The organism is Azotobacter armeniacus (assembly GCF_054779355.1).
In genome coordinates this window covers 29,246-52,307 of sequence record NZ_BAAGYK010000165.1, presented here as the reverse complement: position 1 = coordinate 52,307, position 23,062 = coordinate 29,246, and the positions used below count along the sequence as shown (strand labels likewise).

Here is a 23,062-nt window from a genome sequence, read left to right as displayed (position 1 = left end):
GATATTTTCCCCTGCATTGCCCGTGCAAGCCTCTGAAATACAGGGGTTGGCCTGGTTCGAAACAGCAGAAAATCCGGGAAAATTTTGTTCGAGTACTTAATTAGGAGGGAGTTGCAAGCCCGAGTCATCCCGGGCTTGCATACATGTGGAGTTAAAGTTTGATAAAACGGATAGCGGCACCACCGCCAGGCTTCAGATCCAGGCTGAGCACAGTATCTCGACTAACGGTCTGGGAAACGATTTCGATCGCCTCGGGATTATCGCGCCAATCCGCGTTGGCAGCGTCGCGGTAGATCTCGGCGCGGTATTGTGCAGCCGGCTCCAGGAACGATAGATCCACCGGCAACATTCTCGCGTCTTCATTTGTAATCGCGCCCAAGTACCAATCGCTGCTGTGTTTATCCTGACGCGCCATAATCAAGTACTGCCCGATCTCACCGGCGAGCGTTTTACTGTCTGACCAGTCCGTTGGTACATCATCGATAAATTTGAAGGCAGGTTTACCCTCATAATTTTCTGGCAGGTCTGCTGCCATTTGCAATGGGCTGTAGATAGTGACATACAGCGCCAACTGCTTGGCCAAGGTGGTGGGCACGCGGTTGTTGGGTCGATGCTTTTTGTAGTCGAAATTGAAAATACCCGGGGTAAAGTCGGTAGGGCCAGACAGACCGCGGGTAAATGGAATAATCACCGTGTGATTTGGCAGGTTGCCTGTATCGGGGCTACCGCCGTTGTACTCCATACCGCGCACGCACTCGCGTGTCATCAGGTTGGGGTAGGTACGACGCAGCCCAGTATCTTTAACGGTTTCGTGCGCATTCACCATGATGTTGTACTTGGCTGCCGTCTCGACAACTTTCTGGAAGTGGCGCACCATAAATTGCCCATGATGCCATTCCTTGCCATCCAAGCGAGTACCTACATAGCCCATCTTCACAGATTGAATCCCCTGCTTTTTATAATAGGCAAAAGCTCGCTCCATCTGCTCTTCATAATGTGCTATGCCTGCTGCCGTTTCATGATGGCCAATCAAGCGCAAACCCTTTGACTGGGCATACTCGGTCGCGGCGTCAATATCGAAGCCGACCACAGGCTCATCAAACACAAAGGTTGGTTTGCGATGCCACCACTCGCCTTCCCAGCCCTTATTCCAGCCTTCGACCAGCACGCCGTCGATATCATGTTTGGCGGCAAAATCTATATACTGCTTGACGCGCTCTGTAGTCGCACCTTGATCCTCGCCAGGACTCCACGACTTGTTACCGATGTGCATCTCCCACCAAACACCCATGTATTTGCCCGGCTTCACATAGGATGAAACGTCACCGAGCTTGTTCGGCTCGTTCAGATTCAACACCAAATCAGAGTTGAGCAAATCAGCAGCGCTATCAGCGATTTGAATCGTGCGCCATGGTGTTTTCAGCGGTGTTTGCGCATAGACACGGGTTCCATCAGCCCAAGGAACCAAATCCGCCTTGAGCGTGATGTGATTGTCGGTGATATTGCGCAGGGTCATGGAAGCGTAGTCGATGAGCGCTGCTTCGTGCACAGCGATAGCTACATTATCCTCGACTCCAGTTAAGGTTAACGGTGTATGCGCCACATCGATACTGCTGAGTGCGGAATTTAGATATTGATACTCGTAGCGTTGATCACGGTATGCAGGAATCCACCAGGCATTGAAATTCTGCGCAAAGGCAAATTCAGTTAACTCATCCTCAATGGAAAATTTATCCAGCTGTTCTTGCTTGGGTATGATATATCGGAAACCAACACCATCATCAAAAGCGCGAAAAACCAATTCAAACTTGCGCTTTAGCCCTGTTTTTTCAGCCAAGTAGAAGTGTAGCTCATTGTGCTCGTCGCTCACGGTGGCACGCTCGCCCCAGACTGGTTGCCACTGCTTTCGCACTGTCTCCTTGTCTGCTTTTACAAGCTCCAAATCACCCGCCAGGTCGGGCTGGCCCTTTATCGCAAAGCCAAGTTTGGAGGGCTTGATAATAACCTTATCCTTAAAGCTGATGGAGTACTCCAGGCCAGCAGGCTGATTATTCACACTCACCCGAATACGACCATCCGGCGACAACAATTGCTGCTGATCAATCTGTTCGGCAAAGGCACCAAACGTAGTGGATAACAAGAAAAATGCTAACAGCTTATGGCGTGAAAACATCTGGACTTCCTATTGTTGACATTATTGGTGGTAACATGCCTGCTTCCTTGCGCATTGCTCTCCCCGGCAGGAACTCAATCTCGGAGCCGAAACAGTTCCTCAAATAAAATTTGTAACCCGAGCATCGGAAATCTAGCTTGTAAATTATGGATGACTTTACTAACGGATGCTCCATTGCTCTTCTTTCTGGAACAGAGCGAAAGCATGTGAATAACTCTAGACGGGAAGCTAGAAGTGAAATTTCTCATAACTCTGCAAGCCTTGGTAGGTAAAGCCATGGAAACCTCGACGAGGAAACAGCGCTTTCAGCTTCAGGGTCTATATTTATCACAAGCCTGATCTGTCGCCGTTTCTTGTTGTTTTTGAACTTTGCCGGCCATAGAGACCTTGATAAAGCTGTGGCTATCAAAATTCTGCGCCCGCTAGGTTAACGTTAACTTAGCACTTGCAGTTTTGTTTGCCAACCCGTTTTCATAGGGCAACCGTGCCAGACTTGCTTCCTGAGTACGAAAAAGGACAACCATGCCACACTGCAGAGTCGTGGCACCACAAATTGAACTTGTGTTGTGCACGGCTAGAACCAGGTTTCCATTTGCACCCCGAGCTGCCAAACTCCACCGGATTTGAAGCCTTTCTGACCGAAATCGTCTTTTGTACTGAAGTTGTCGAGATCCTTGTCCCAGTTCATGTAGGTGGCGAACAGACGCAATTCGGGACGAGTAAAGAACTCTCCGATTTCCGCTTTGAAGGTCGGCGCGAAAGTGAACTTCCAAAAATCGCCGTCGGCCGTTTGTCGACCATCGTAGCCGCGCGCATCAAGATCCATCGTCTGCCAGGTAAACTCGTAGAGCATCTCGAAGTTGCTGGTCAGCTCATGGGCCAGCCGCACGTTGAAAGTCAAGTAGCGATAGTCGTCGTCAGGTACATAGCGATCCTTGCTGTGCTCGGCAATCAGGGCAGGGGCGATGCGCCAATCGTCGCCCAGACGGGTATGGCCATAAATCGCCAAGCGTAACGTCTGAGCATCATCGAGCAACTCGCCGTCACCACCAATGGTATTGACTTCCCCTCCTAGACCTTTGCCATACAACAGCGCAGTCTTGAAGAATCCTTCACCACCGAAAAAGTCCGGCCGATGATAGGCGAACATGCCGTGCCAACCCTTTTCGGCAGGGCTGAACCCTGCCTTGTTCACCCGGCTATCCTCGTCGGACTCTTTCCTCTTCTCACCGTTCAGCTTGTCATTATTCTGGCCCGAAGAAATCGCGCTCAGCATGAGCTGCCAGCGATCATCATCGAAATACTGGTTGAGGGTGGCGACATAAGTCCTGATGTCCTTGTTCGTCTCCGTACCGAAGTCGCCGTAGGAGCGACTCATCAGCGAGGCATTGAGGCGCCAGCCGTCGGTGGGCCGCACGTCATAGATACCACCGCCGGTTCCGGCCAGGAAAACAATGCCCCGGTCGAGCCAGTGGATGTCGTAATTGTCCCGATCGAAGCGCTTGCCGGCCCATATGGTGGCGTCGCGCAGCATGGGAATATCCTGGAACGACGCCAAATGGCTGAGTTCGGCATATACCTGGCGAACGTTGAGCGAGCTTTCACCCGAGGTCCAGTCGTTGGGCGTTTCCAGGCCGTCGGCGATCGCAAACATGTACTTGGAGCGCGTGCCGTTTTCGGCCTGGGTTTCCTTCGAGAATTTCGCCTCTACGTACGTGTCGACCTCATTGCCAAGCCGGCCAACGGACCCACCTATCGAGCCGGCGGGGGTTACGTTGGGGCCACCACGACCGGCGCCGCTCCCATCGGTCATCATGCCGGAACGGGCATACGCGCCAAAGGAGAAGCCTTCCGTCAAGTCCTCGATCGAATCAACCGAAGACGCAAGTGTCGAGGTGCGGCTCTCCAGGGACTGCTGGCGTGCTTCAATCTGGGCGACTCGCTCGCTGATCGACAATTGTAATTGTGTGGGCAGCGAGGAATTAACGGCGAACTGCCGGTTGAGCCGCTCGACCTCCATGCGCAATCGAGCGGCATCGGTTTCAGCTGCCGCCGCCCGCATCTCGGCGGCGGCGGTTCTAGCCTCGAGCCGGGCGAGACGCTCCTCGACGCTCAGCGCCGGTGCGGCAAGAAGGTGGGTAGAGAAAAAAAGCAGGGAAAAGCCGGCCCAAGGCCGACAGGCCGCAGAATGCATGGGTAAACCTCTTGTTCTTGTAGTAGGTATTTCAGGACGCCGTCGAACCGGCCGTTCCCTCGCACGCTGCGGGCGACCCGGAAGGCCCGGATCGGCAGAATTCCCGCTGGCGCGACGGGCAACGGAAAGCGGCCCTTCGAGACGTCCTCAACGCCTGCTCACGCTCCCCCGATCAAACGATTACGCTTGACAGCAAGCTGGTGGGAGTAGCGTAATACGCCTTGATGTTAACGTTACCCCCAATAAAAACAAGAGGTTTGTTCCATGCATCTCCCGTTCAAACGCGAGTACTGGCTGGTCAGTGGTCTGCTGTTCTTCTTCTTCTTCGCCTGGTCGTCGAGCTATTCGCTGTTCTCGATCTGGCTGCACCGGGTCATCGGCCTGAGCGGCACGGAAACCGGCTTCATCTTCGCCGCCAACGCCATCGCCGCGCTGCTCATCCAGCCGTTCTACGGCGCCCTGCAGGATCGCCTGGGCCTGTCCCGGAAACTGCTGGTCTGGATCGGCGTGCTGCTCGCCGCCGCCGCGCCCTTCGCGATCCACGTCTACGCCGGCCTGCTGGCCCACAACGTGGTGCTCGGCGCCCTGGTCGGCGCCGCCTTCCTGGCCTTCGCCATGCTCGCCGGCGTGGGCGTCATCGAGTCCTATACCGAGCGGCTGTCGCGGCATGCCGGCTTCGAGTTCGGCACCACCCGGATGTGGGGCTCGCTGGGCTGGGCGGCCGCGACGGGCGTGGTCGGCGTGGTGTTCAACATCGACCCGGACATCGCCTTCTACATGAGCAGCGCCGCCGGCCTGGCGTTCCTGCTGATCCTCTCCCGGCTGGACATGGACGCCTTCAGGAACCACGAGGCGCAGGCCAGCGAGTCCACGCCGGTACGCACCGCCGACATCCTGCAGCTGCTGCGCCTGCCGCGCTTCTGGGCGTTCAGCCTGTTCCTGACCGGGGTTGCCGGGGTCTACATGATCTACGAGCAGCAGTTTCCGGTGTACTTCGCCTCCTTCTTCCCCACCCCGGAGGAAGGCACCCGCGCCTACGGCTACCTGAACTCCTCGCAGGTGCTGGTCGAGGCCGTGCTCATGCTGTTCGCGCCCTGGGTGGTCGCCCGCACTGGCGCCAAATACGGCCTGCTGCTGGCCGGCACCATCATGTTCGTGCGCATCCTCGGCTCCGGGCTGGCCACCGAGGCCTGGACCGTCGCCGCCTGCAAGATGCTGCATGCCCTTGAGGTCCCGATCCTGCTGGTCGCGGTGTTCAAGTACATCTCCGTCAACTTCGATCCGCGGCTGTCGGCCACGCTCTACCTGGTCAGCTTCCAGTTCGCCCAGCAGCTGACCGCCATGCTGCTGTCGCCGGCCGTGGGCTACGGCTACGACAAGATCGGCTTCGCCAACGTTTACCTGCTGCTGGCCGGCCTGGTCGGCCTCTGCCTGCTGCTGTCCTGGTCGCTGCTGCGCGCCGACCCGTCGCGCAAGGCCTCCCGGGCGGCGGACAGCGCCCTGGAGCTGCCGGCCATCGCCCAGTCGGCCAACCACTACGAACCCTAGTGAGGAAAGGCCCCCGAAAAAGCCACTTCGCGTCATCCCCGTCCCGGCGGGGATGACGCCCGCTCAAGACCTTCCCACGCACCCTCAAGGATCACGACATGCCGGTTAACCTACTGGACGAAGCGCAGCGCGCCATCGAAACAACCCTGCCCGAGCGCGGCGACGACTACCGCCTCGGCTACCACCTATCGCCCCCCGCCGGCTGGATGAACGACCCGAACGGACTGGTGTATTTCCGCGGCGAGTACCACGTTTTCTACCAGCACCATCCGTATTCGCCCACGTGGGGACCGATGTACTGGGGGCATGCCAGGAGCGCGGACCTGGTCCACTGGGAACATCTGCCCATCGCCCTGGCGCCCGGAGATTCCCACGACCGGGACGGCTGCTTTTCCGGGTCGGCCGTCGTCGACGGCGACACCCTGTACCTGATCTACACCGGGCACCGCTGGCTGGGCGAGCCGGGCAATGACGAGCACGGCATGCACCAGGTCCAGTGCCTGGCCAGCAGCACGGACGGCATCACCTTCACCAAGCACGGGGTGGTGATCGAGGCGGCGCCGCATCCGGACATCATGCATTTCCGCGATCCCAAGGTCTGGCGGCGCGGCGAGCACTGGTGGATGGCGCTCGGCGCCCGCCAGGGGGACGATCCGCAACTGCTGCTCTATCGCTCCCGGGATCTGCGCCAGTGGGACTACCTTGGTTGCGCCTTGGAAGGCCGGCGGGAACTCGACGGTTACATGTGGGAGTGCCCGGACCTGCTCGAGCTGGAGGGGCGCGACGTCTTCCTGTTCTCGCCGCAGGGCCTGGAGCCCGACGGCTACGAGCGCTGGAACCTGTTCCAGAACGGCTACCGCCTGGGCCGGCTGGACGAGAGCGCGCGCTTCGTCGAAGCGACCGAGCTGCGCGAGATCGATCACGGCCACGATTTCTATGCGGCTCAGACCCTGCTGGCGCCGGACGGGCGCCGCCTGCTCTGGGCGTGGATGGACATGTGGAACAGCCCGATGCCGAGCCAGGCTCACCACTGGTGCGGCGCGCTGTCGTTGCCGCGCGAGCTGAGCCGCGACGGCGACCGGCTGCGCATGCGTCCGGCACGCGAGCTGACGGCGCTGCGCCAGTCCCGGCAAGCGCTGGCGATCGGCGCGGTCGAGGCCCAGAGCCGCAGACTCGAGGTGCGCGGCGCCCTGCTGGAATTGGAGCTCGAACTGGAACTGGCCGGCAGCACGGCTGAGCGCTTCGGTCTGGCCCTGCGCTGCAGCGACGACCAGCGGGAGCGGACCCTGCTGTATTTCGATGCCATGGCCAGGCGCCTGGTGCTCGACCGGCAGCACTCGGGAGCCGGCGTGAGCGGCGTGCGCAGCGTGCCGGTGGCGCCGGGGCAGACGCGGATCGCCCTGCGGATCTTCCTCGATCGCTCGTCCATTGAGGTGTTCGTCGACGATGGCGCTTACACGCTGAGCAGTCGCATCTATCCGCGCCCCGACAGCCTGGGGGTGAGCGCCTTCGCCATCAACGGGAGGGGGTTTTTCGGTGAAGGCTCGGTCTGGAGTCTGGCCGACCTCCAGCTTTGAACGAACCCCCATTGTGCCGCCCATGCCGTCTGCCGTCGTGTTGTCATGCTTTCACCGTGCATGACATCATGCACGGTGAAACAGGTAATGGCGCCCGCATATGGCTTCGGTTAAAGATGTCGCACGGTTGGCGGGGGTCTCCCCGATGACCGTGTCCAGAGCGATCAACAGTCCGGAAAAGCTGAATCAGGAAACCCTGACGAAAGTCCGTCGAGCCATCGAAACCCTGAACTACGTCCCCAGTCTTTCCGCCCGCAAGATCCGTGGCGGTCACTCCGGTGGCAAAACCATCGGCGTCTTCGCGCTCGACACGGCGACCACCCCCTTCGCCGTCGAAATGCTGCTCTCGCTGGAGCGCACCGCGCGGGAAAACGGCTGGAACGTCTTCATCCTCAACGTGTTCGAGATCCCGCCGAGCCAGCAGGCCATCGACCTGATGCTGTCGCACCGGCCGGACGGGATAGTGTTCAGCGCCATGCATCTGCGCGAACTGGAGATTCCCCCGGCGCTGCGCAGCAAGCCGCTGGTACTGAGTGGCTGCATGAGCACGGAGCCTGGGGTGGCCTGCTACGTGCCCGACGACGAGGACGGCCAGTACCGGGCCGTGCGCCAGGCGCTGCAGCGTGGCTACCGGCGCCCGCTGTGCATCAACCTGCCGCGCCACAGCCTGGCCTGGAAGTTTCGCCAGCAGGGGCTGTCGCGCGCCCTCGCAGAGGCCGGCATTCCCCTGGACAGCGTCCGGCAATATGACATATCGTTTGACGATGCCTACCAGGAAACGATTGCGGAGCTTGAGCGCCAGCTGCATGAGACGCACGGAAAGCCGGCCTTCGACCTGCTGATCTGCGGCAACGACCGTATTGCGCTGGTCGCCTACCAGTATTTGCTCAGCCGCGGCCTGCGCATTCCGGCTGACGTGGCGGTACTCGGCTACGACAATATGGTGGGCGTTGCCGAGCTGTTCTATCCGCCGCTGAGCACCGTGCAACTCCCCTATTACGAGATGGGCCGCCGCGCCGCGCAGCACCTGATCGAAAACAAAGACGAGCCCTTCACCCACTGGGTTTCCTGCCCCATCGTGGATCGCCAGTCCTGGTGATGACTCCGGCCGATCCAGGGCCGGCGGCCCGTCCGGGGCCGAACGGCCTGGCGCCGGACAGGCAAGCGCCATCTGGAAGGATTACGAGCGTTTCAGCCAGACCGCCGTGTTGCCGGGCAGCTTGCCCGCCTCCGGCAGCGGCTCGCTGGACAGCACCACTTCCGCCTCCTCGGGCAGCGCCATGGCCTGCGTGCCGAAGTTGACCAGGACGCGCAGGTCGCCGTTGTCGAAGGCCAGCACGTCCTTGGCGGAATCGATCCACTGCAGCTGGCCGTCGCCAAGCTTGTGGTCACGGCGCAACTGCAGGATCTGCCGGTACAGCTTCAGCGTGGAGTCCTCCTCGCCCTCCTGGCGGTCCACGGCGTAGCGCGCGTACGACGCCGGCTGCGGCAGCCAGCTCTTGTCGCCGGGGCCGAAGCCGAGGGACGGGGCGTCCGTCTTCCAGGGCAGCGGCACGCGGCAGCCGTCGCGGCCGACGTTCTTGCCCTTGGAGCCGGTGAACATCGGATCCTGGCGGTATTTGGCCTCCAGGGTGGTGTGCTCGGGCAGGCCCAGCTCCTCGCCTTGGTAGACGTAGGTCGAACCGGGCAGAGCCAGGGTCAGCATGGCCAGGGCGTGGACCCGACGCAGGCCCAGCGCCTCGTCCGGCTGCGGCATGCTGGCGTCGATGCCGTTGCCGGGCTTGGCGTGGATGCCCAGCTCCTTCAGGCCGTAGCGCGAGGGTGCGCGCACGGTGTCGTGGTTGGAGCTCACCCAGGTGGTCGGCGCCCCCACCGTGGCGGTCAGCGCCATGGAGTCGTCGATGACCTTGCGGAAGGCGCCCGCGTTCCACTCGGTCAGCAGGTAGTCGAAATTGAACGCCTGGTGCATCTCGTCGGGGCGGATGTAGTTGGCCAGTCGGGAACGTGGCGTGACCCAGGCCTCGGCCACCAGGATGCGGCCCGGATATTCATCGACGATGCGCCGCCAGGCGCGATGGATCTCGTGCACGCCGTCCTGGTCCCACATGGGGCCGACCAGCGAGCTGGTGTCCTGCTCGCTTTCCGCCGCGTCGGGCAGTTCCTTCGCCTTGACCATGCCGTTCGACACGTCGATCCGGAAACCGTCGACGCCGATATCCAGCCAGAAACGCAGCAGCTCCTCGAACTCGGCATGGATCTGCGGGTTTTCCCAGTTCAGGTCGGGTTGCTTGCGGGCGAACAGGTGCAGGTACCATTGGCCGTCCGGCACCCGCTCCCAGGCGGAGTCGCCGAACACGCTTTTCCAGTTGTTCGGCGGCAGTTCGCCGTTCACGCCGCGGCCGTCGCGGAAGATGTAGCGGGCCCGCTCGGGGCTACCGGGCTTCGCCTTCAGCGCGGCCTGGAACCAGGCATGTTCGTCGGAGGTATGGTTGGGAATCAGGTCGACGATCACCTTGATATCCCGCCCATGGGCCTGCTTCACCAGGCGCTTGAAGTCCTCCAGCGTGCCGAACAAAGGATCGACGTCACGGTAGTCGGCCACGTCGTAACCGCCGTCGGCCTGGGGCGATTTATAGAAGGGCGACAGCCACAGCGCATCCACGCCCAGCTTTTCCAGGTAGGGCAGCCGCGAGGCGACGCCCGACAGGTCGCCCATGCCGTCGCCATCGCCGTCGGCGAAGGAGCGCGGGTAGACCTGATAGATCACCGCGTTGCGTGCCCACTCCTGCTGCTGGGTGTTGGCGGCATAGGCGTTCAGCTGGAACGGCGGCAGGGACAGGGCGGCAGTGGTCAGGGCAATGGCGCCCAGGAACTTGCGACGTGAAAAAAACATGGGAGCTTCCTGTTGTTGACATTATTGGTAAGCAGTGTGCGTTTCCTCGCAGAAGCCCGCCCTTTCCTTCAGGCGGGCGCGCAGCCTCGGGGCCAGAGGCCCTAAGGGAAACGGCGCGGTCAGCAGCGGCAGGCAGGCTCGATGAGCGGCTGCAGACCGGTTCGGGCTGGCTACCTGGGTCAGGCGAGAGGCATTCGGGGGAGGAACAGCGCCCAGGATCGGGGGCGTATCGATGGGTTGGAGCATGGGACACCTTGGCTCGAAGACAGCGCCGCCTGGGGGGGACCCCTCAAAAGGCAGGCATCTGTCGCCGTTGTCTTGTTGTTCTTGTCGATTGCCGTCAGCCGAAGTGGGTACAAAGCTGTACCCGGATCAGTGCTGCGCCGTCTAGTTAACGTTAACATATCGTTTGGAATTGCATTTGACAAGCCTTTCGTCGGCTTCTGAGGCGGGTTTGTGTCGAACGTCAGCCGCGGGTGGTGGTGCCGTCCAGCTCGCGCATCAGCAGGGCGTGCTCTAGGTCCACGCCTTCAGGCACCGGCAAATAGAGAATATGGCCGTCGCCCGGGGCCACCTCGGTGCGCTCGCCGCGCTTGTTCTCCAAGGCCTCGAGGCGGAAGTTCAGGTTGCCCTGAGGGGTCATCAGCTCCAGGCGGTCGCCGAGGGCGAAGCGGTTCTTCACCTGCACCTCGGCCAGGTCGCCCCGGCGCTCGCCGGTCAGCTCGCCGACGAACTGCTGGCGCTCGGACAGCGAATAGCCGTACCCGTAGTTCTGGTACTCGTCGTGCACGTGACGACGCAGGAAGCCCTCGGTGTAGCCGCGGTGGGCCAGCGACTCCAGGGTATCCATCAATGACCTGTCGAACGGCCGGCCGGCCACCGCGTCGTCGATCGCCTTGCGATAGACCTGCGCGGTACGCGCCACGTAGTAGTGGCTCTTGGTGCGTCCCTCGATCTTCAGCGAATGCACGCCCATCCGCACCAGCCGCTCGACGTGCTGCACGGCGCGCAGGTCCTTGGAGTTCATGATGTAGGTGCCGTGCTCGTCCTCGAAAGCCTCCATGTACTCGCCCGGCCGCTTGCTTTCCTCGAGCAGCATCAACTGCTCGGTGGGCGCGCCGCTGCCGAGGGTCGGCTCGATCGGTTGCACCGGGACCGGCGCCTGGACGTGGACAATGTTGCCCAGCTCGTCCTCTTTGCCCTCGTGGGCCTTGTACTCCCAGCGGCAGGCGTTGGTGCAGGTGCCCTGGTTGGGGTCGCGGTGGTTGATGTAGCCGGACAGCAGGCAGCGTCCGGAATAGGCCATGCACAGCGCGCCGTGGACGAACACCTCCAGTTCCATGCCCGGCACCTGCTCGCGCATCTCGCCGATCTCCTCCAGCGACAACTCGCGGGAGAGGATCGCCCGGGTCAGTCCCTGGCGGCGCCAGAACTCCACGCTGGCCCAGTTCACCGCGTTGGCCTGCACCGAGAGGTGGATGGCTATCGCCGGGAAGTGCTCGCGCACCAGCATGATCAGCCCCGGGTCGGACATGATCAGCGCATCCGGCTGCATGTCGATCACCGGCTGCAGGTCCTTGAGGAAGGTCTTCAGCTTGGCGTTGTGCGGGGCGATGTTGACCACCACGTAGAACTGCTTGCCCTGGGCATGGGCCTCCGCGATGCCGAGCGCCAGGTGGGCATGGTCGAACTCGTTGTTGCGCACCCGCAGGCTGTAGCGCGGCTGCCCGGCGTACACCGCATCGGCGCCGTAGGCGAAGGCGTAGCGCATGGACTTGAGGGTGCCGGCAGGAGACAGCAGTTCGGGACGGAAGACGGAAGCGGTCATGGCGCAGCGACTCGCAGGAGCGGCGAAAGGGCGGAGGATTCTACTGCGCTTTGCCGGGGCGTGCGTCCTTTCCGATGAGCGCAGGCAGCGGCCGAGGTATCCATGATTTTTATGCGGTACGATCACTGCATAGGCGCTACAGGCCGTGCTATCACTGGTCTTGGCAAGATCAGAAAACAGGAATGAGTATCCCAAGGTATAAAGTCGCCGGCCGTGTATTGATCCAGATCAATTAAATAGTTACTTTTTGTTTCAAGAAGTGGCGAGCTCCAAAAAGCCGCGAATCCCGTCCCCCCAGACACCTGCCGGTCACTCCCCCGATTCTTCCCAGCCAACCAGGCACTCGGGGGCGGATCAAGGAAGCAGCAGAAACCCTGAAATGTTCCACGGAGGAACTTCCATGAAAAACTTTGCGATCCAGGCCCTGGCCCTCAGCCTGTTGACCCTCGGCAGCGTGCATGCCACCGAGGTCGTCAAGGAGACCGAAGATCAGACCACCGGCAAGTCGCTGGGCGGCATGAATGGCATGATGATTGGCGCCATCGGTGGTCCAGTCGGCATGCTGATCGGCGCCGGCATCGGCGCCCTGTTCGGCGGCGAGGCCCAGGAGGCCGCGGGTCTCAGCGAGCACGCCTACGAGGTCGAGTCCACGGACAGCGAGCGGAAGGTACTGCGCGCCCCCAACTGATCGGGCCGCCCCTGCCGCCGCCACGACATCCTTTGCCGCTGCCGGGAACGCCCGGCTTGGCCCCCGACGGGCCGTTTCCGCGAAAGACCCCTCCCTTTTGCCGACCGCCGCAGGCAACCCCTGACCTGCGCAGGGGGCGTGCATTGCCTCTTCCAGTCTTCATCTTTCTGTCCGTCCAGTCACTCCGCCCGCCCGTCGATTGCGGGGATGGCAAGCACAAACAGGGCTACGCTTTATTGATCTGAGTCAATGAAAGCTGATTTTTTGGAGGGATTCCGACAAGCGCTTGTCCGTGATGCGACACTTTGTCGCGAACCGGGCCTGGGGGGGCGAAGCTAAGTCATTGATTTTACGTGCCTGCTCGTCTGGCATGTTTCGTGGAATAACTTTAGTGAAGCCCCCTGAAAATTCCTCGGAGGAACCGCCATGAAAAAGTTCGGCATTCTGGCTCTGACCCTTGGCCTGTTGACCGTCAGCAGCGTCCACGCAGACGAAATCGTCCGGGAAGTCCAAGACCAGACCTCCGGTAAGGCAACGGGTGGCATGAGCGGCATGATGGTCGGAGCGGTCGGCGGACCGATCGGCGCCGTGGTCGGTGCCGGCATCGGCGCGCTGTTCGGCGGTTCCGCCCAGGAAGCGTCGGGCACCAGCGACCGGGCCTATGTGGTCCGCACCGACAGCGGCGAACTGAAGACGGTGCGCTCACCGAATCGCACCTTCGCTGCCGGCGACAAGGTCGAGATCCGCGGCAACCGCCCGCATCCGAAGAAGCCCAAGGCCACCGCCCTGGCCGACGCCAGCGACAGCCTGCGCACCTTCCGCTAAGAGTTCTCCGGCCCGGACCTCCGCCGGGCCGTACCGCGTTCGGCTCTCCCGTCTCCCCTGCCTCCCCCTGGCGATCGAAGCGGCGGGAGAGCCACCCTTACCCCCTCAATGCCACGCCGTCGGCCACTCCCGCGCAACCGGGGCCGCTCAGGCGTTTTTCGGCCATCCCGCACCTCTTTCTCCAGCCTTCTTCCCAAGGGGCGAGCGATCAGCAAGCCCTTGCCGCACCGAACGGCCTGCCCGAGCCGATCCTCCGTGGCAAAACAGCGCTAAAAAGGCAAAAAAAACCCCGAACTTCGTATGGGGGAGGAAGAAGTTCGAGGCTTAACCTCAGACTCCTGGGTGGGAGTCCGAATATCTGCCAACACTTAACACAACAAGGAGCATCGAAAGGCTTTTCAGCCAGTCGTCGAATCTGACTGCACGATCGCTCCAAAAGTTCAGACATGCCGAAAAACATCAGGCTGAAAATGCAGCTTTCCAGAAGGAACTTCCGCCTTCGTGGTGGCTTTCCCGCGATCTGTTCAGTGCGCCTCATCCCAGTTGCCGCCAACCCCGGCCTCCACCAGGAGCGGCACATCCAGCTCGGCGGCGCCGCTCATGCGCGGCAGCAGACCGGCCTTGAGAGCCTCGACCTGATCCTCGCGCACCTCCAGCACCAGTTCGTCGTGCACCTGCAAAATCATCCGTGCATCCAGCCCGGACTCCTGCAGCCAGGCGTCCACCGTCACCATGGCGCGCTTGATGATGTCCGCCGCGCTGCCCTGCATCGGCGCGTTGATCGCCGTGCGCTCGGCAGCCTTGCGCATGGCGCCGTTCTTCGACTGGATCTCCGGCAGGTACAGGCGGCGGCCGAACAGGGTTTCCACGTAGCCCTGCTCGGCGGCCTTCTGGCGGGTGCGTTCCATATAGGCGAGCACGCCGGGATAGCGGGTGAAGTAGCGGTCGATATAGGCCTGCGCCTCCTTGCGCTCGACGCCGATCTGCTTGGCCAGACCGAAGGCGCTCATGCCGTAGATCAGCCCGAAGTTGATCGCCTTGGCGCTGCGCCGCTGGTCCGCGCTGACCGTTTCCGGGGCAATGCCGAACACCTCGGCGGCGGTCGCCCGATGCACGTCCAGGTCGTTCTGGAAGGCGTGCAGCAGGCTCTCGTCCTGGGCCAGGTGGGCCATGATGCGCAGCTCGATCTGCGAGTAGTCGGCGGCCACCAGCCGGTAGCCCTTGGGTGCGATGAAGGCCTGGCGGATCCGCCTGCCCTCGGCGGTGCGGATCGGGATGTTCTGCAGGTTCGGGTCGCTGGAGGACAGCCGCCCGGTGGCGGTCACCGCCTGATGGTAGCTGGTGTGGATGCGTCCGGTGCGCGGGTTGATCTGCTGCGGCAGCTTGTCGGTATAGGTGCCCTTGAGCTTGCTCAGGCTGCGGTGCTGCATGATCACCTGGGGCAGCGGGTAGCCCTGCTCGGCCAGCTCGGCGAGCACGCTTTCCGCGGTGGACGGCTGGCCCTTGGCGGTCTTGGAGAGGACCGGCAGGCCCAGCTTGTCGTAGAGGATGGCGCAGAGCTGCTTGGGCGAGGCCAGGTTGAATGCCTCGCCGGCCAAATCATGGGCATCGCGCTCCAGCTGCTGCAGCTTCTCGCCCAGCTCCAGGCTCTGCTCGCCGAGCAGCTTGGCGTCGACCAGCGCGCCGTTGCGCTCGATGCGCGCCAGCACCGGCACCAGCGGCATCTCGATGTCTTTCAGCACCTTCGCCAGCGCGGGGGTGGCTTCGAGCTTCTGCCACAGGCACTGGTGCAGACGCAGGGTCACGTCGGCATCCTCGGCCGCGTAGGGGCCGGCCTGCTCCAGGGCGATCTGGTCGAAGGTCAGCTGCTTGGCGCCCTTGCCGGCGATGTCCTCGAAGCGGATGGTGCCGTGACCGAGGTATTTCAGCGCCAGGCTGTCCATGTCGTGGCGGGTCGCCGTGGAGTCCAGCACATAGGATTCCAGCATGGTGTCGTAGGCCACGCCACGCACCTCGATGCCGTAATGCGCCAGCACGTTCATGTCGTACTTGGCGTGCTGGCCGACCTTGGCCCTGGCCGGGTCTTCCAGCAGCGGCTTGAGCGCGGCCAGCACCGCGTCGCGCTCCAACTGATCGGGCACGCCCATGTAGCTGTGCGCCAGCGGGATATAGGCCGCCTCATGGGGGGCGACGGCGAAGGACAGGCCGACCAGCTCGGCCTGCTGGGCGTCCAGGCTGGTGGTCTCGCTGTCGAAGGCGATCAGCTCGGCCTGCTCCAGCTTGTCCAGCCAGGCCTCGAAGCGCTGCCGGTCGAGCACGGTCTCATAGTGCGCCCGGGGCGCTGCCGGGTCCGTCCCGGGGCTGTCCGCACCGGCCGCCGAGGCCTCGCGCAGCAGCTCGTCCAGCCAGCTCTTGAACTCCAGCTCGCGGTACAGTCCGATCAGCGCCTCGCGGTCCGCCGCGGCCGGGTGCAGCGCGTCGAGCGGGATGTCCAGCGCCACGTCGGACTTGATGGTGGCCAACTGATAGGATAGATAGGCCATCTCGCGGTGTTCCTCGAGCTTGGCCGGCAGCGACTTGGCGCCGCGGATCGGCAATGCCGGCACCTGCTCGAGGTGGGCATAGATGGTGTCGAGGCCGCCGCCGAGGCCCTGCAGCAGGCCGAGCGCGGTCTTCTCGCCGACCCCGGGCACGCCGGGGATGTTGTCCACCTTGTCGCCCATCAGCGCCAGGTAGTCGATGATCAGCTCGGGGCCGACGCCGAACTTTTCCAATACCCCGGCGCGGTCCAGCACGCTGCCGGTCATGGTGTTGACCAGGGTGATGTGGCCGTTGACCAGTTGTGCCATGTCCTTGTCGCCGGTGGAGATCACCACCGGCCGGTCGGCGAGCGCGCTGCTGCGCGCCAGAGTGCCGATCACATCGTCGGCCTCCACCCCCTCGATGCACAACAGCGGCAGGCCCAAGGCTCGCACGCAGGCGTGCAGCGGCTCGATCTGCGCCCGCAGGTCGTCCGGCATCGGCGGGCGGTGCGACTTGTAATGCTCGAACAATTCGTCGCGGAAGGTGGGCCCCTTGGCGTCGAACACCACCGCGAAGGGGCTGTCCAGATACTGCTTGCGCAAGCTGAGCAGCATGTTCAGCACGCCCTTTACCGCCCCCGTCGGCTTGCCGCTGGAGGTGGTCAGCGGCGGCAGCGCGTGGAAGGCGCGGTACAGGTAGGAGGAGCCGTCCACCAGGACGAGGGGGGTCTGGGTCATGATGAAGAATCAACCTTTTCCGCGGGTGCGGCGCTAGAATGACGGAACCAGTGATGACGAAAGGACAAGGTTACCATGCACACCTTCCCTCGCCTGCTGTTGGCCGGTCTGCTGGCTTTCGGTGTGGTCGGTGCCTTCGCCCAGGAGGATCTGTCCGGCGAGCCGGACGTGACCATCCGAGAGGAGGAGGACAAGATCATCGAGGAGTACCGCGTCAATGGTTTCCTCTATGCCATCAAGGTCACCCCCAAATTTGGCAAGCCCTACTTCCTCGTGCGCGCCGACGGCAACGATGCCAACTTCGTCCGTTCCGACGAGCCGACCATGCGGATCCCCGCCTGGGAAATCTTCAAATGGTAAGCGAGCCCCTCTGACATGTCGGTTTTTACCCCTCTCGAACGCCATGAGCTGGAAACCTTTGTCGCGCCCTACGGGCTCGGCCGGCTGCTGGATTTCCAAGGCATTGCCGAAGGCAGCGAGAACAGCAACTTCTTCGTCAGCCTGGAACAGGGCGAATACGTCCTGACCCTGATCGAGCGAGGTCCGTCGGACGACCTGCCGTTCTTCATTGAACTGCTCGACGTGCTGCACACGGCCGACCTGCCGGTGCCCTACGCGCTGCGCACGGCCGATGGCCAGGCCCTGCGCAAGCTGGCGGACAAGCCGGCGCTGCTGCAGCCGCGCCTGCCCGGCAAGCACGTGCAGGAGCCCAATGCGCACCACTGTCGCGAAGTCGGCACTCTGCTCGCCGGCCTGCACTTGGCGACCTGCAAGAGCCCGCTGCCGCGGCCCAGCGACCGCGGCTTGGAATGGATGCTGGAGAAGGGCCCGGAACTCGCCCTGCTGCTGCCTGACAACCAGCTGCCGCTGCTGCGCGAGGCGCTGGCCGAGGTCACCCGGCTGAAGGCCCGCCTGCTCGCTCTGCCGTCGGCCAACCTGCACGCCGACCTGTTCCGCGACAACGTGCTGTTCGACGGCCCGCACCTGACGGGGGTGATCGACTTCTACAATGCCTTCGCCGGACCGATGCTCTACGACCTGGCGATCGCCGTGAACGACTGGTGCTCGAAGGGCGACGGCACCCTCGACCCCCAGCTCACCCAGGCCATGCTCGCCGCCTACTCCGCCAAGCGCCCGTTCCGCGCCGCCGAGGCCGAACTCTGGCCGGCCATGCTGCGCATCGCCTGCCTGCGCTTTTGGCTCTCCCGGCTGATTGCCGCCCAGGCCTTCGCCGGTCAGCAGGTGCTGATCCATGACCCCGAAGTGTTCCGCTGCCGCCTGCAGGCGCGCCGCCACGTCCAGGTCGCCCTGCCCTTCGCCCTGTAATTCCCTTCGTAAAACCCCTGCCTCACGTAGGGTGGGTTACGGCCTGCGGCCTAACCCACCCTACGAAACGCTGGCACCGCCGCTTGGCCTGGTCCGGCTATGGACGCACGAAGCCCAGGATCGCCTCCACCGTCCGCGTGGCGCCTTCCCCGAAGAGCATGGTCATGTGGTTGCCGGGCACCTCGACGTAGCGCCCATCGGCCACCGCCGCGACCGTCTCCAGCGCCTGCTCGCGCGGCAGGACCGGCGGCGTGCCCGGCGGCCCGTACGCGCCCAGGGCATTGAGCAACAGCATGGGCTGCCTGACGGCGGCCATATGGCCCGGCCAGTCCTCGGCGAGCAGCTTGTCCAGCGCCTCGCCGATCGCCTCGGGGCGGGAGCGCGGCTTGACCGTGCCGTCGTCACGGATTTCCACGTCGGCCCGATAGGCGCTTTCGATGCTCGGGTCCCACCAGCCTGCGTAGAACGGCATCCGTTTAATTGCCGCCAAGTACGCCTCCCACGAGGGATGCACTGTGCCCAGACGGTCCAGGGAGGGCTGGATCAGCTCGCGCACCTGCGGGTGGAATGAGCCGGCAGCATCGATGACCACCAGCTTGTCGACCCGCTCGGGGTAACGCGCCGCCATATAGAGGGCCAGCAAGCCGCCGAACGAATGCCCGCCCAGCACGACCTGCCGCAACCCCAGGGCATCCAGCAGGCCCAGCACGTCTGCGGCATGCTCGGCCATGCTGTAGCCGCTGTCCGGCTTGTCGCTCAGGCCGCGTCCGCGCAGATCCAGGGCCAGTACCCGCAACGCCGGACTCAGGCCCGCCTTGACGAGGCCATCGAACGCATGGGCATTGGCGGTCAGGCCGGGCATGAGCACCAGCGGGAGATCGCCGCCGGGGTGATCCAGACAGTGCAAGCGAATGGCGTTGGCCTGTATGAACCGGTCCATGGGCGGTCTCCTCCGAACTGGGCAGTAATGGATGAAGGGCGTTCGAACGATCCTGTTTCGTTTCCAGAGAATAGCTGCGCGAGGTGCGGGGTACTCGGTTGAGGGCCGCGCAGCGAAGGTGCAGCTCCCATGGCGCCGGGATCACCTGCGCGATGGCTACTGGCTAATTAGGTTTTGTACGAAAAGTCCGGCTTGGTGGCTGGCTCGTCTCGAGAAGCTTCGAGAAGTGCCTGTTTATCGGCCTTTCAACAAGCTTTTCAGGCCCAACTTTTCCTTGCCAACTCCAACTCAACGACTTTTCGGGATTGAGCACCTAGAAATGCTTACTTCCGAACGGCCGCCGCTCTGTCCATGAGGCTGTGCACGATGGCGGCGATTCTTCAAGGCGCCTTCCGGCAGCGCATCTCCGGCGCGCCGTAGCCCCAGGTGACCATGGCTTCACCCTGATGCTCCCAGAAACTCTCGTTGCGCCCCTGGTATCTGGCGCCGCTACCGCTTGGTTGCAGGTACATCAGCGACACGCTGTCGCCGCGCTCGGCGTTCAGGATCGGCGGTTCGGTGGGGAAGAAGGTGGCGATGACCTCGCTGCCCGGCTGGTCGTCGCAGGCGAAGGTGAAGGGGCCGCTGCCTGGAACCAGGCGGTAGCGGGCCTGCAATTCGGCGATGCGCAGTTGGTAGTTGTCCTGCACGCAGCGTTGCCGGTCCTCGCTTTTCCTGCATTCGTTGCGGCCCTTGATCCAGCCGCGCTGCTCGGCCTTGAGGGTCGGCGGATGCTCGTTGGTCGCCTTGGCGCTGGCGGCTGCGTAAGCCTCGGCCAGCTGGCGGTCGAGGGCGACAGGGCCGGGTCCTGGCAGATCAGCTCCTCGATGCTGTCGGCCGCCACCTTGTCGCAGGCATAGGAGGGCCCCTGGGCCTGGGCCGGGATGACCATGCCGAAGCTCAGCAGGACGCAGCAAAGCGGCAGTGCCGTGAAGCTGAAACGATCCTATGACGCGGAGTGGGCGGGTGTTCAACGATAGCTAATCCGAGGTGAGGAGGCCTGTCCGGACGCATAAAGCCCCGGATGAAGCCCGCAGCCCCCCGATGGGTGGCGAGGTGGACGCCCCAAGGACTCGACCAGGCTGGGAGAGTCAGCTTCAGCGGCTCGCAGCCCGAAGGCGCTGCCTTCGCTGGCGAGGACGACCGTACCTGAGGCAACTGGACCAGCTGCGATGCCGCCGTGCTGTATGGCTCCGGACAACAAATCTGCCCTTTGGGCTTTCACCTACCGATGCGGCTTGTCAGGAGGGATTGCACTTTGGCGTGGCCGATCGAAAAGTGCGCGAAGTTCATCCTTTGCAGCTTCCAGGCGCGCCTTCTGTTCCTCGGATAGTTGGCGCCCAGCACGATTGATGTAGAACGTGAGCATCGACATGGCGGAGCAGAATGGTGTTGTCTTGCGGCGCTCGCTGCGTTCTGCGGAGGCCTTGAGGGACTGGGCAATGGCACGCGGATCATCCCAGGTAAATACACCAGGTTCGAGATCCAAGGCGTTGCTGCTCTCCGTGACCTGCCGCGACCAGCGTTTCTGCTCTTCTGGCGAACGACTGTGTTTCGTGAGCTTCGCCATGGTACTCAGTAGGCGTGGGAGGTCTAACGTCTGAATCAAGCCGAGCCGCGAAGCGGCTTCGGCTTGAATGAGTCGTTAGCCTTGAATATTGAATGCCTCATGGTATGCCACAGTGCCCGCGGGCACCGCTCCGTCGAAAGCAATGGCTTGGAAGTACTCCGGCGGGACATCGGGCAGAACAAGTGCAGGTTCTGCTTTGAAACCAAAGTGGCAATAGTATTTCGGCTCTCCCAGCACAACGCAGCCAGCGGCGCCTAGCCTGCGCAACTCAACCAGTGCCTGCCCCATGAGCTGAGTGCCAACTCCTTGTCCTTGATGCTCCGGCGCTATGGAGATGGGCCCCAAACCATACCACCCGTCACTACCATCGGAGATAGATACAGGCGATACGGCAACGTGCCCAACAATATCGCCATTGCTCTCGGCAACAAGTGAGATGGATAGCTGTCCGGCTTTCCGCAGCGCGTTGATTATGTACTGCTCGGTGTGGTTGGTATGGGGAGCATTGAGGAAAGCTGCGGCAGTCACCGACTCGATGACCGCAACGTCTGACGGTACTTCGCTTCGTATTTTGATGCTCATAGCGAGCGCTCTTCTCGATGGCTATTGAAGTTGTAGAAAAAAACCGAAAACCACACCCTTTTCCGACACGGTTTTTTCAAGCCAGGCTCGGTGATAGAGAGCTGATCATTCAGGCATGAAATTGGCAGTAGAAAAGGCTGCCGGCGCTGGTTGCCCTGTAATGAGGCTTGTGAATACCTTGTTGGGTCGTTCGTTGGCGCTTGTATTCATCGCCGGCCCCAGTGAGTAGTTCAACGTTTGGCTTGAGGGGCCGCTCGGTAGCGGATCCCCTCGATGCACTGGTTAGCCATTCTTAGCGACAATGTTTGTGGCGATTCCATCGATGCTTATTTGGTTCTTTTCCTCCCAGTAGCGCTTCAAACCTTCCTGCCCCTTCTTCATGGCCCAGTCATTAAGCAATTCTCGATCACCAACATAGGTGTAATACGGAACGGACATTCCACAAGACGTTTGCACGAGGTCGAGCGTAACGTCAAATATCTGGCGCGCGCCAGGCAGGGGTTTGAACAGAGATACCAAATCGGCCCATTCGGGGTCGTTCTTGTGAACAACCTTTGCGATGCCGTAAAGCCGTAGGATTAGCGGCCGACCATCAAAGGCGCAAAACATAATGGTCATTCGCGGGGCTTGCTGCACATGGGCGGAAGTTTCGTTGCTACTTCCGGTAACGTTTAACCAGACGACACGGTTGTTGCTCAGAACTCTCAATGAGTCCATGCCTTTGGGGGAAACGTTCACACGACTGTCTGCGGTGGCTGTTCCGACGAAGAAAATTCGTTGTTCGGCGATGAATTGAATATGTTTGTCGGATAGTTCGGTAAATCGTTGGCCCATTGGGTTCCTCGTATTGGCAGATGGTCGGCGTTTTTCAGTAGTTGTCGCGTCGACCGTGTTTTTATGCCGCCTGTTGCAGCGGCGTTTGTTTCCGCTCCGGGTTGAGCATGAGCGCCCCGACCGGATCCCAGTTGCGCCTCTTGCCTGACCAACGCTCCGGCGTGCGGGCGCGGGCTTGCTGGTACAGCGCATCCCGCCAAGCCAGTACCTCGCGATCCAGCCCTCGGTGACGCTCGTCCGGCGTCACGAAGCGGACCCCGCCTGTGCCGGTGCTCATGGTTGTACCAGTGCATGAGCTCCCTGACGATACTCATCGAGCTGTGATGCGGACGAAACGTCCGCCACAAGCAGTGTGTATATGAGGAGTAGAGAGGTCATCAAACGGATTGAGGCAGATGGGTGGTACTTGGTCACTGTCAAAGGCGATCACCACCACTTCAAACATCCAACCAAGCCGGGAAGAGTGCAAAATCAAGGTTCCCACACCGCTCCCTCCGCAGGCTGGCAATGCCCCGATCGATGCTCACTGACGAACTCTGGTCGAAGCTGGAAAAGGTTCTGCTTCAGCAAGACATTCACCACAAGCCGGATCTGCGCATGACGGTCGAGGGGATGCTCTACCGGATGCGCGCAGGCTGCCCCTGGAGAGACCTGCCCAGCGCCTTCGGGCGCTGGAACTCGGTCTACAAGCGCTTCAATGCGTGGTCGGCGGCCGGCAAGTGGCTCAAGGTTTTCAACAGGCTGATCGAGGAACCCGACTTCGAGTGGGCGTTCATCGACGGTAC

General features: G+C 62.1%; 19 protein-coding genes and 1 pseudogene. 9 read left to right on the top strand and 11 right to left on the bottom strand.

Features of this window, described 5'->3' with window-relative positions:
- Positions 1 to 151: 151 nt before the first annotated feature.
- Positions 152 to 2,173, bottom strand: coding sequence for a glycoside hydrolase family 97 protein (locus ACYVD0_RS22210; RefSeq protein ID WP_460428812.1), 2,022 nt, complete (start codon positions 2,171 to 2,173; stop codon positions 152 to 154).
- Positions 2,174 to 2,747: 574 nt separating this feature from the next.
- On the bottom strand, positions 2,748 to 4,367 hold the full coding sequence (locus ACYVD0_RS22205; protein ID WP_460428811.1) for a carbohydrate porin: 1,620 nt from the start codon (positions 4,365 to 4,367) through the stop codon (positions 2,748 to 2,750).
- 264 nt (positions 4,368 to 4,631) lie between these two features.
- Between ACYVD0_RS22205 and ACYVD0_RS22200 the strand changes: the two genes are divergently transcribed.
- The 3 genes from ACYVD0_RS22200 to ACYVD0_RS22190 all read left to right on the top strand — a co-directional run bounded on the left by ACYVD0_RS22200 (position 4,632) and on the right by ACYVD0_RS22190 (position 8,591).
- Positions 4,632 to 5,915, top strand: coding sequence for an MFS transporter (locus ACYVD0_RS22200; RefSeq protein WP_460428810.1), 1,284 nt, complete (start codon positions 4,632 to 4,634; stop codon positions 5,913 to 5,915).
- Positions 5,916 to 6,013: 98 nt separating this feature from the next.
- Complete coding sequence (locus ACYVD0_RS22195; protein ID WP_460428809.1) at positions 6,014 to 7,492, top strand: glycoside hydrolase family 32 protein; 1,479 nt, start codon at positions 6,014 to 6,016, stop codon at positions 7,490 to 7,492.
- A gap of 100 nt (positions 7,493 to 7,592) precedes the next feature.
- Complete coding sequence (locus ACYVD0_RS22190) at positions 7,593 to 8,591, top strand: LacI family DNA-binding transcriptional regulator (protein ID WP_460428808.1); 999 nt, start codon at positions 7,593 to 7,595, stop codon at positions 8,589 to 8,591.
- Positions 8,592 to 8,672: 81 nt separating this feature from the next.
- On the opposite strand, the gene ACYVD0_RS22185 is transcribed toward ACYVD0_RS22190, so the two are convergent.
- Both ACYVD0_RS22185 and trhP read right to left on the bottom strand, forming a co-directional pair.
- Positions 8,673 to 10,385 carry a glycoside hydrolase family 13 protein gene (locus tag ACYVD0_RS22185; RefSeq protein WP_460428807.1) on the bottom strand — a complete coding sequence of 571 codons (1,713 nt, stop codon included), beginning with the start codon at positions 10,383 to 10,385 and terminating at the stop codon, positions 8,673 to 8,675.
- A 466-nt stretch (positions 10,386 to 10,851) separates the two neighbouring features.
- A complete protein-coding gene (trhP, locus tag ACYVD0_RS22180; protein ID WP_460428806.1) occupies positions 10,852 to 12,213 on the bottom strand; it encodes a peptidase U32 family protein in 1,362 nt (453 codons plus the stop codon).
- A 400-nt stretch (positions 12,214 to 12,613) separates the two neighbouring features.
- On the opposite strand from trhP, the gene ACYVD0_RS22175 reads away from it, so the two are divergent.
- Positions 12,614 to 12,901: a hypothetical protein gene (locus tag ACYVD0_RS22175; RefSeq protein WP_460428805.1), complete on the top strand. Its 288-nt coding sequence runs from the start codon at positions 12,614 to 12,616 to the stop codon at positions 12,899 to 12,901.
- A 426-nt stretch (positions 12,902 to 13,327) separates the two neighbouring features.
- Positions 13,328 to 13,726 (top strand): hypothetical protein, encoded by a 399-nt coding sequence (locus tag ACYVD0_RS22170; protein ID WP_460428804.1) that lies wholly within the window; start codon positions 13,328 to 13,330, stop codon positions 13,724 to 13,726.
- A gap of 524 nt (positions 13,727 to 14,250) precedes the next feature.
- Here the strand turns inward: ACYVD0_RS22170 and polA are convergent.
- Positions 14,251 to 16,986 (bottom strand): DNA polymerase I, encoded by a 2,736-nt coding sequence (polA, locus tag ACYVD0_RS22165; protein ID WP_460428803.1) that lies wholly within the window; start codon positions 16,984 to 16,986, stop codon positions 14,251 to 14,253.
- Between the two features lie 75 nt (positions 16,987 to 17,061).
- On the opposite strand from polA, the gene ACYVD0_RS22160 reads away from it, so the two are divergent.
- Together ACYVD0_RS22160 and ACYVD0_RS22155 are read left to right on the top strand one after the other, a co-directional pair.
- Positions 17,062 to 17,346: a DUF2782 domain-containing protein gene (locus ACYVD0_RS22160; RefSeq protein ID WP_460428802.1), complete on the top strand. Its 285-nt coding sequence runs from the start codon at positions 17,062 to 17,064 to the stop codon at positions 17,344 to 17,346.
- A 15-nt stretch (positions 17,347 to 17,361) separates the two neighbouring features.
- Positions 17,362 to 18,312, top strand: coding sequence for a homoserine kinase (locus ACYVD0_RS22155; protein ID WP_460428801.1), 951 nt, complete (start codon positions 17,362 to 17,364; stop codon positions 18,310 to 18,312).
- Positions 18,313 to 18,409: 97 nt separating this feature from the next.
- Here ACYVD0_RS22155 and ACYVD0_RS22150 read toward each other — a convergent pair whose 3' ends face one another.
- The 6 genes and pseudogenes from ACYVD0_RS22150 to ACYVD0_RS22125 all read right to left on the bottom strand — a co-directional run.
- Positions 18,410 to 19,252 carry an alpha/beta fold hydrolase gene (locus ACYVD0_RS22150; protein ID WP_460428800.1) on the bottom strand — a complete coding sequence of 281 codons (843 nt, stop codon included), beginning with the start codon at positions 19,250 to 19,252 and terminating at the stop codon, positions 18,410 to 18,412.
- A 380-nt stretch (positions 19,253 to 19,632) separates the two neighbouring features.
- Positions 19,633 to 20,208 (bottom strand): MliC family protein, encoded by a 576-nt coding sequence (locus ACYVD0_RS22145; RefSeq protein ID WP_460428799.1) that lies wholly within the window; start codon positions 20,206 to 20,208, stop codon positions 19,633 to 19,635.
- A 308-nt stretch (positions 20,209 to 20,516) separates the two neighbouring features.
- The gene (locus tag ACYVD0_RS22140) at positions 20,517 to 20,861 is read right to left on the bottom strand and encodes a DUF3175 domain-containing protein (protein WP_460428798.1); all 345 of its coding nucleotides are present in this window, start codon (positions 20,859 to 20,861) and stop codon (positions 20,517 to 20,519) included.
- Positions 20,862 to 20,936: 75 nt separating this feature from the next.
- Positions 20,937 to 21,443 (bottom strand): GNAT family N-acetyltransferase, encoded by a 507-nt coding sequence (locus ACYVD0_RS22135; RefSeq protein ID WP_460428797.1) that lies wholly within the window; start codon positions 21,441 to 21,443, stop codon positions 20,937 to 20,939.
- 282 nt (positions 21,444 to 21,725) lie between these two features.
- Positions 21,726 to 22,277, bottom strand: a complete 552-nt coding sequence (locus ACYVD0_RS22130) for a pyridoxamine 5'-phosphate oxidase family protein (protein ID WP_460428796.1) — start codon at positions 22,275 to 22,277, stop codon at positions 21,726 to 21,728.
- A gap of 61 nt (positions 22,278 to 22,338) precedes the next feature.
- A pseudogene (locus ACYVD0_RS22125) lies at positions 22,339 to 22,582 on the bottom strand (IS3 family transposase); the annotation flags it as partial.
- Between the two features lie 53 nt (positions 22,583 to 22,635).
- Between ACYVD0_RS22125 and ACYVD0_RS22120 the strand changes: the two are divergent.
- Both ACYVD0_RS22120 and ACYVD0_RS22115 read left to right on the top strand, forming a co-directional pair.
- A complete protein-coding gene (locus ACYVD0_RS22120) occupies positions 22,636 to 22,878 on the top strand; it encodes a type II toxin-antitoxin system HicA family toxin (protein ID WP_460428795.1) in 243 nt (80 codons plus the stop codon).
- Positions 22,785 to 23,062 (top strand): transposase (locus tag ACYVD0_RS22115; protein ID WP_460428794.1); only part of this gene is annotated, 278 nt, incomplete at its 3' end. The genes ACYVD0_RS22120 and ACYVD0_RS22115, both read left to right, overlap by 94 nt.

Excerpts from the sequence above, each read along its gene's own strand:
- ACYVD0_RS22210 (WP_460428812.1), bottom strand. The coding sequence starts at position 2,173 with ATGTTTTCACGCCATAAGCTGTTAGCATTTTTCTTGTTATCCACTACG.
- ACYVD0_RS22205 (WP_460428811.1), bottom strand. The coding sequence starts at position 4,367 with ATGCATTCTGCGGCCTGTCGGCCTTGGGCCGGCTTTTCCCTGCTTTTT.
- ACYVD0_RS22200 (WP_460428810.1), top strand. The coding sequence starts at position 4,632 with ATGCATCTCCCGTTCAAACGCGAGTACTGGCTGGTCAGTGGTCTGCTG.
- ACYVD0_RS22195 (WP_460428809.1), top strand. The coding sequence starts at position 6,014 with ATGCCGGTTAACCTACTGGACGAAGCGCAGCGCGCCATCGAAACAACC.
- ACYVD0_RS22190 (WP_460428808.1), top strand. The coding sequence starts at position 7,593 with ATGGCTTCGGTTAAAGATGTCGCACGGTTGGCGGGGGTCTCCCCGATG.
- ACYVD0_RS22185 (WP_460428807.1), bottom strand. The coding sequence starts at position 10,385 with ATGTTTTTTTCACGTCGCAAGTTCCTGGGCGCCATTGCCCTGACCACT.
- trhP (WP_460428806.1), bottom strand. The coding sequence starts at position 12,213 with ATGACCGCTTCCGTCTTCCGTCCCGAACTGCTGTCTCCTGCCGGCACC.
- ACYVD0_RS22175 (WP_460428805.1), top strand. The coding sequence starts at position 12,614 with ATGAAAAACTTTGCGATCCAGGCCCTGGCCCTCAGCCTGTTGACCCTC.
- ACYVD0_RS22170 (WP_460428804.1), top strand. The coding sequence starts at position 13,328 with ATGAAAAAGTTCGGCATTCTGGCTCTGACCCTTGGCCTGTTGACCGTC.
- polA (WP_460428803.1), bottom strand. The coding sequence starts at position 16,986 with ATGACCCAGACCCCCCTCGTCCTGGTGGACGGCTCCTCCTACCTGTAC.
- ACYVD0_RS22160 (WP_460428802.1), top strand. The coding sequence starts at position 17,062 with ATGCACACCTTCCCTCGCCTGCTGTTGGCCGGTCTGCTGGCTTTCGGT.
- ACYVD0_RS22155 (WP_460428801.1), top strand. The coding sequence starts at position 17,362 with ATGTCGGTTTTTACCCCTCTCGAACGCCATGAGCTGGAAACCTTTGTC.
- ACYVD0_RS22150 (WP_460428800.1), bottom strand. The coding sequence starts at position 19,252 with ATGGACCGGTTCATACAGGCCAACGCCATTCGCTTGCACTGTCTGGAT.
- ACYVD0_RS22140 (WP_460428798.1), bottom strand. The coding sequence starts at position 20,861 with ATGGCGAAGCTCACGAAACACAGTCGTTCGCCAGAAGAGCAGAAACGC.
- ACYVD0_RS22135 (WP_460428797.1), bottom strand. The coding sequence starts at position 21,443 with ATGAGCATCAAAATACGAAGCGAAGTACCGTCAGACGTTGCGGTCATC.
- ACYVD0_RS22130 (WP_460428796.1), bottom strand. The coding sequence starts at position 22,277 with ATGGGCCAACGATTTACCGAACTATCCGACAAACATATTCAATTCATC.
- ACYVD0_RS22120 (WP_460428795.1), top strand. The coding sequence starts at position 22,636 with ATGAGGAGTAGAGAGGTCATCAAACGGATTGAGGCAGATGGGTGGTAC.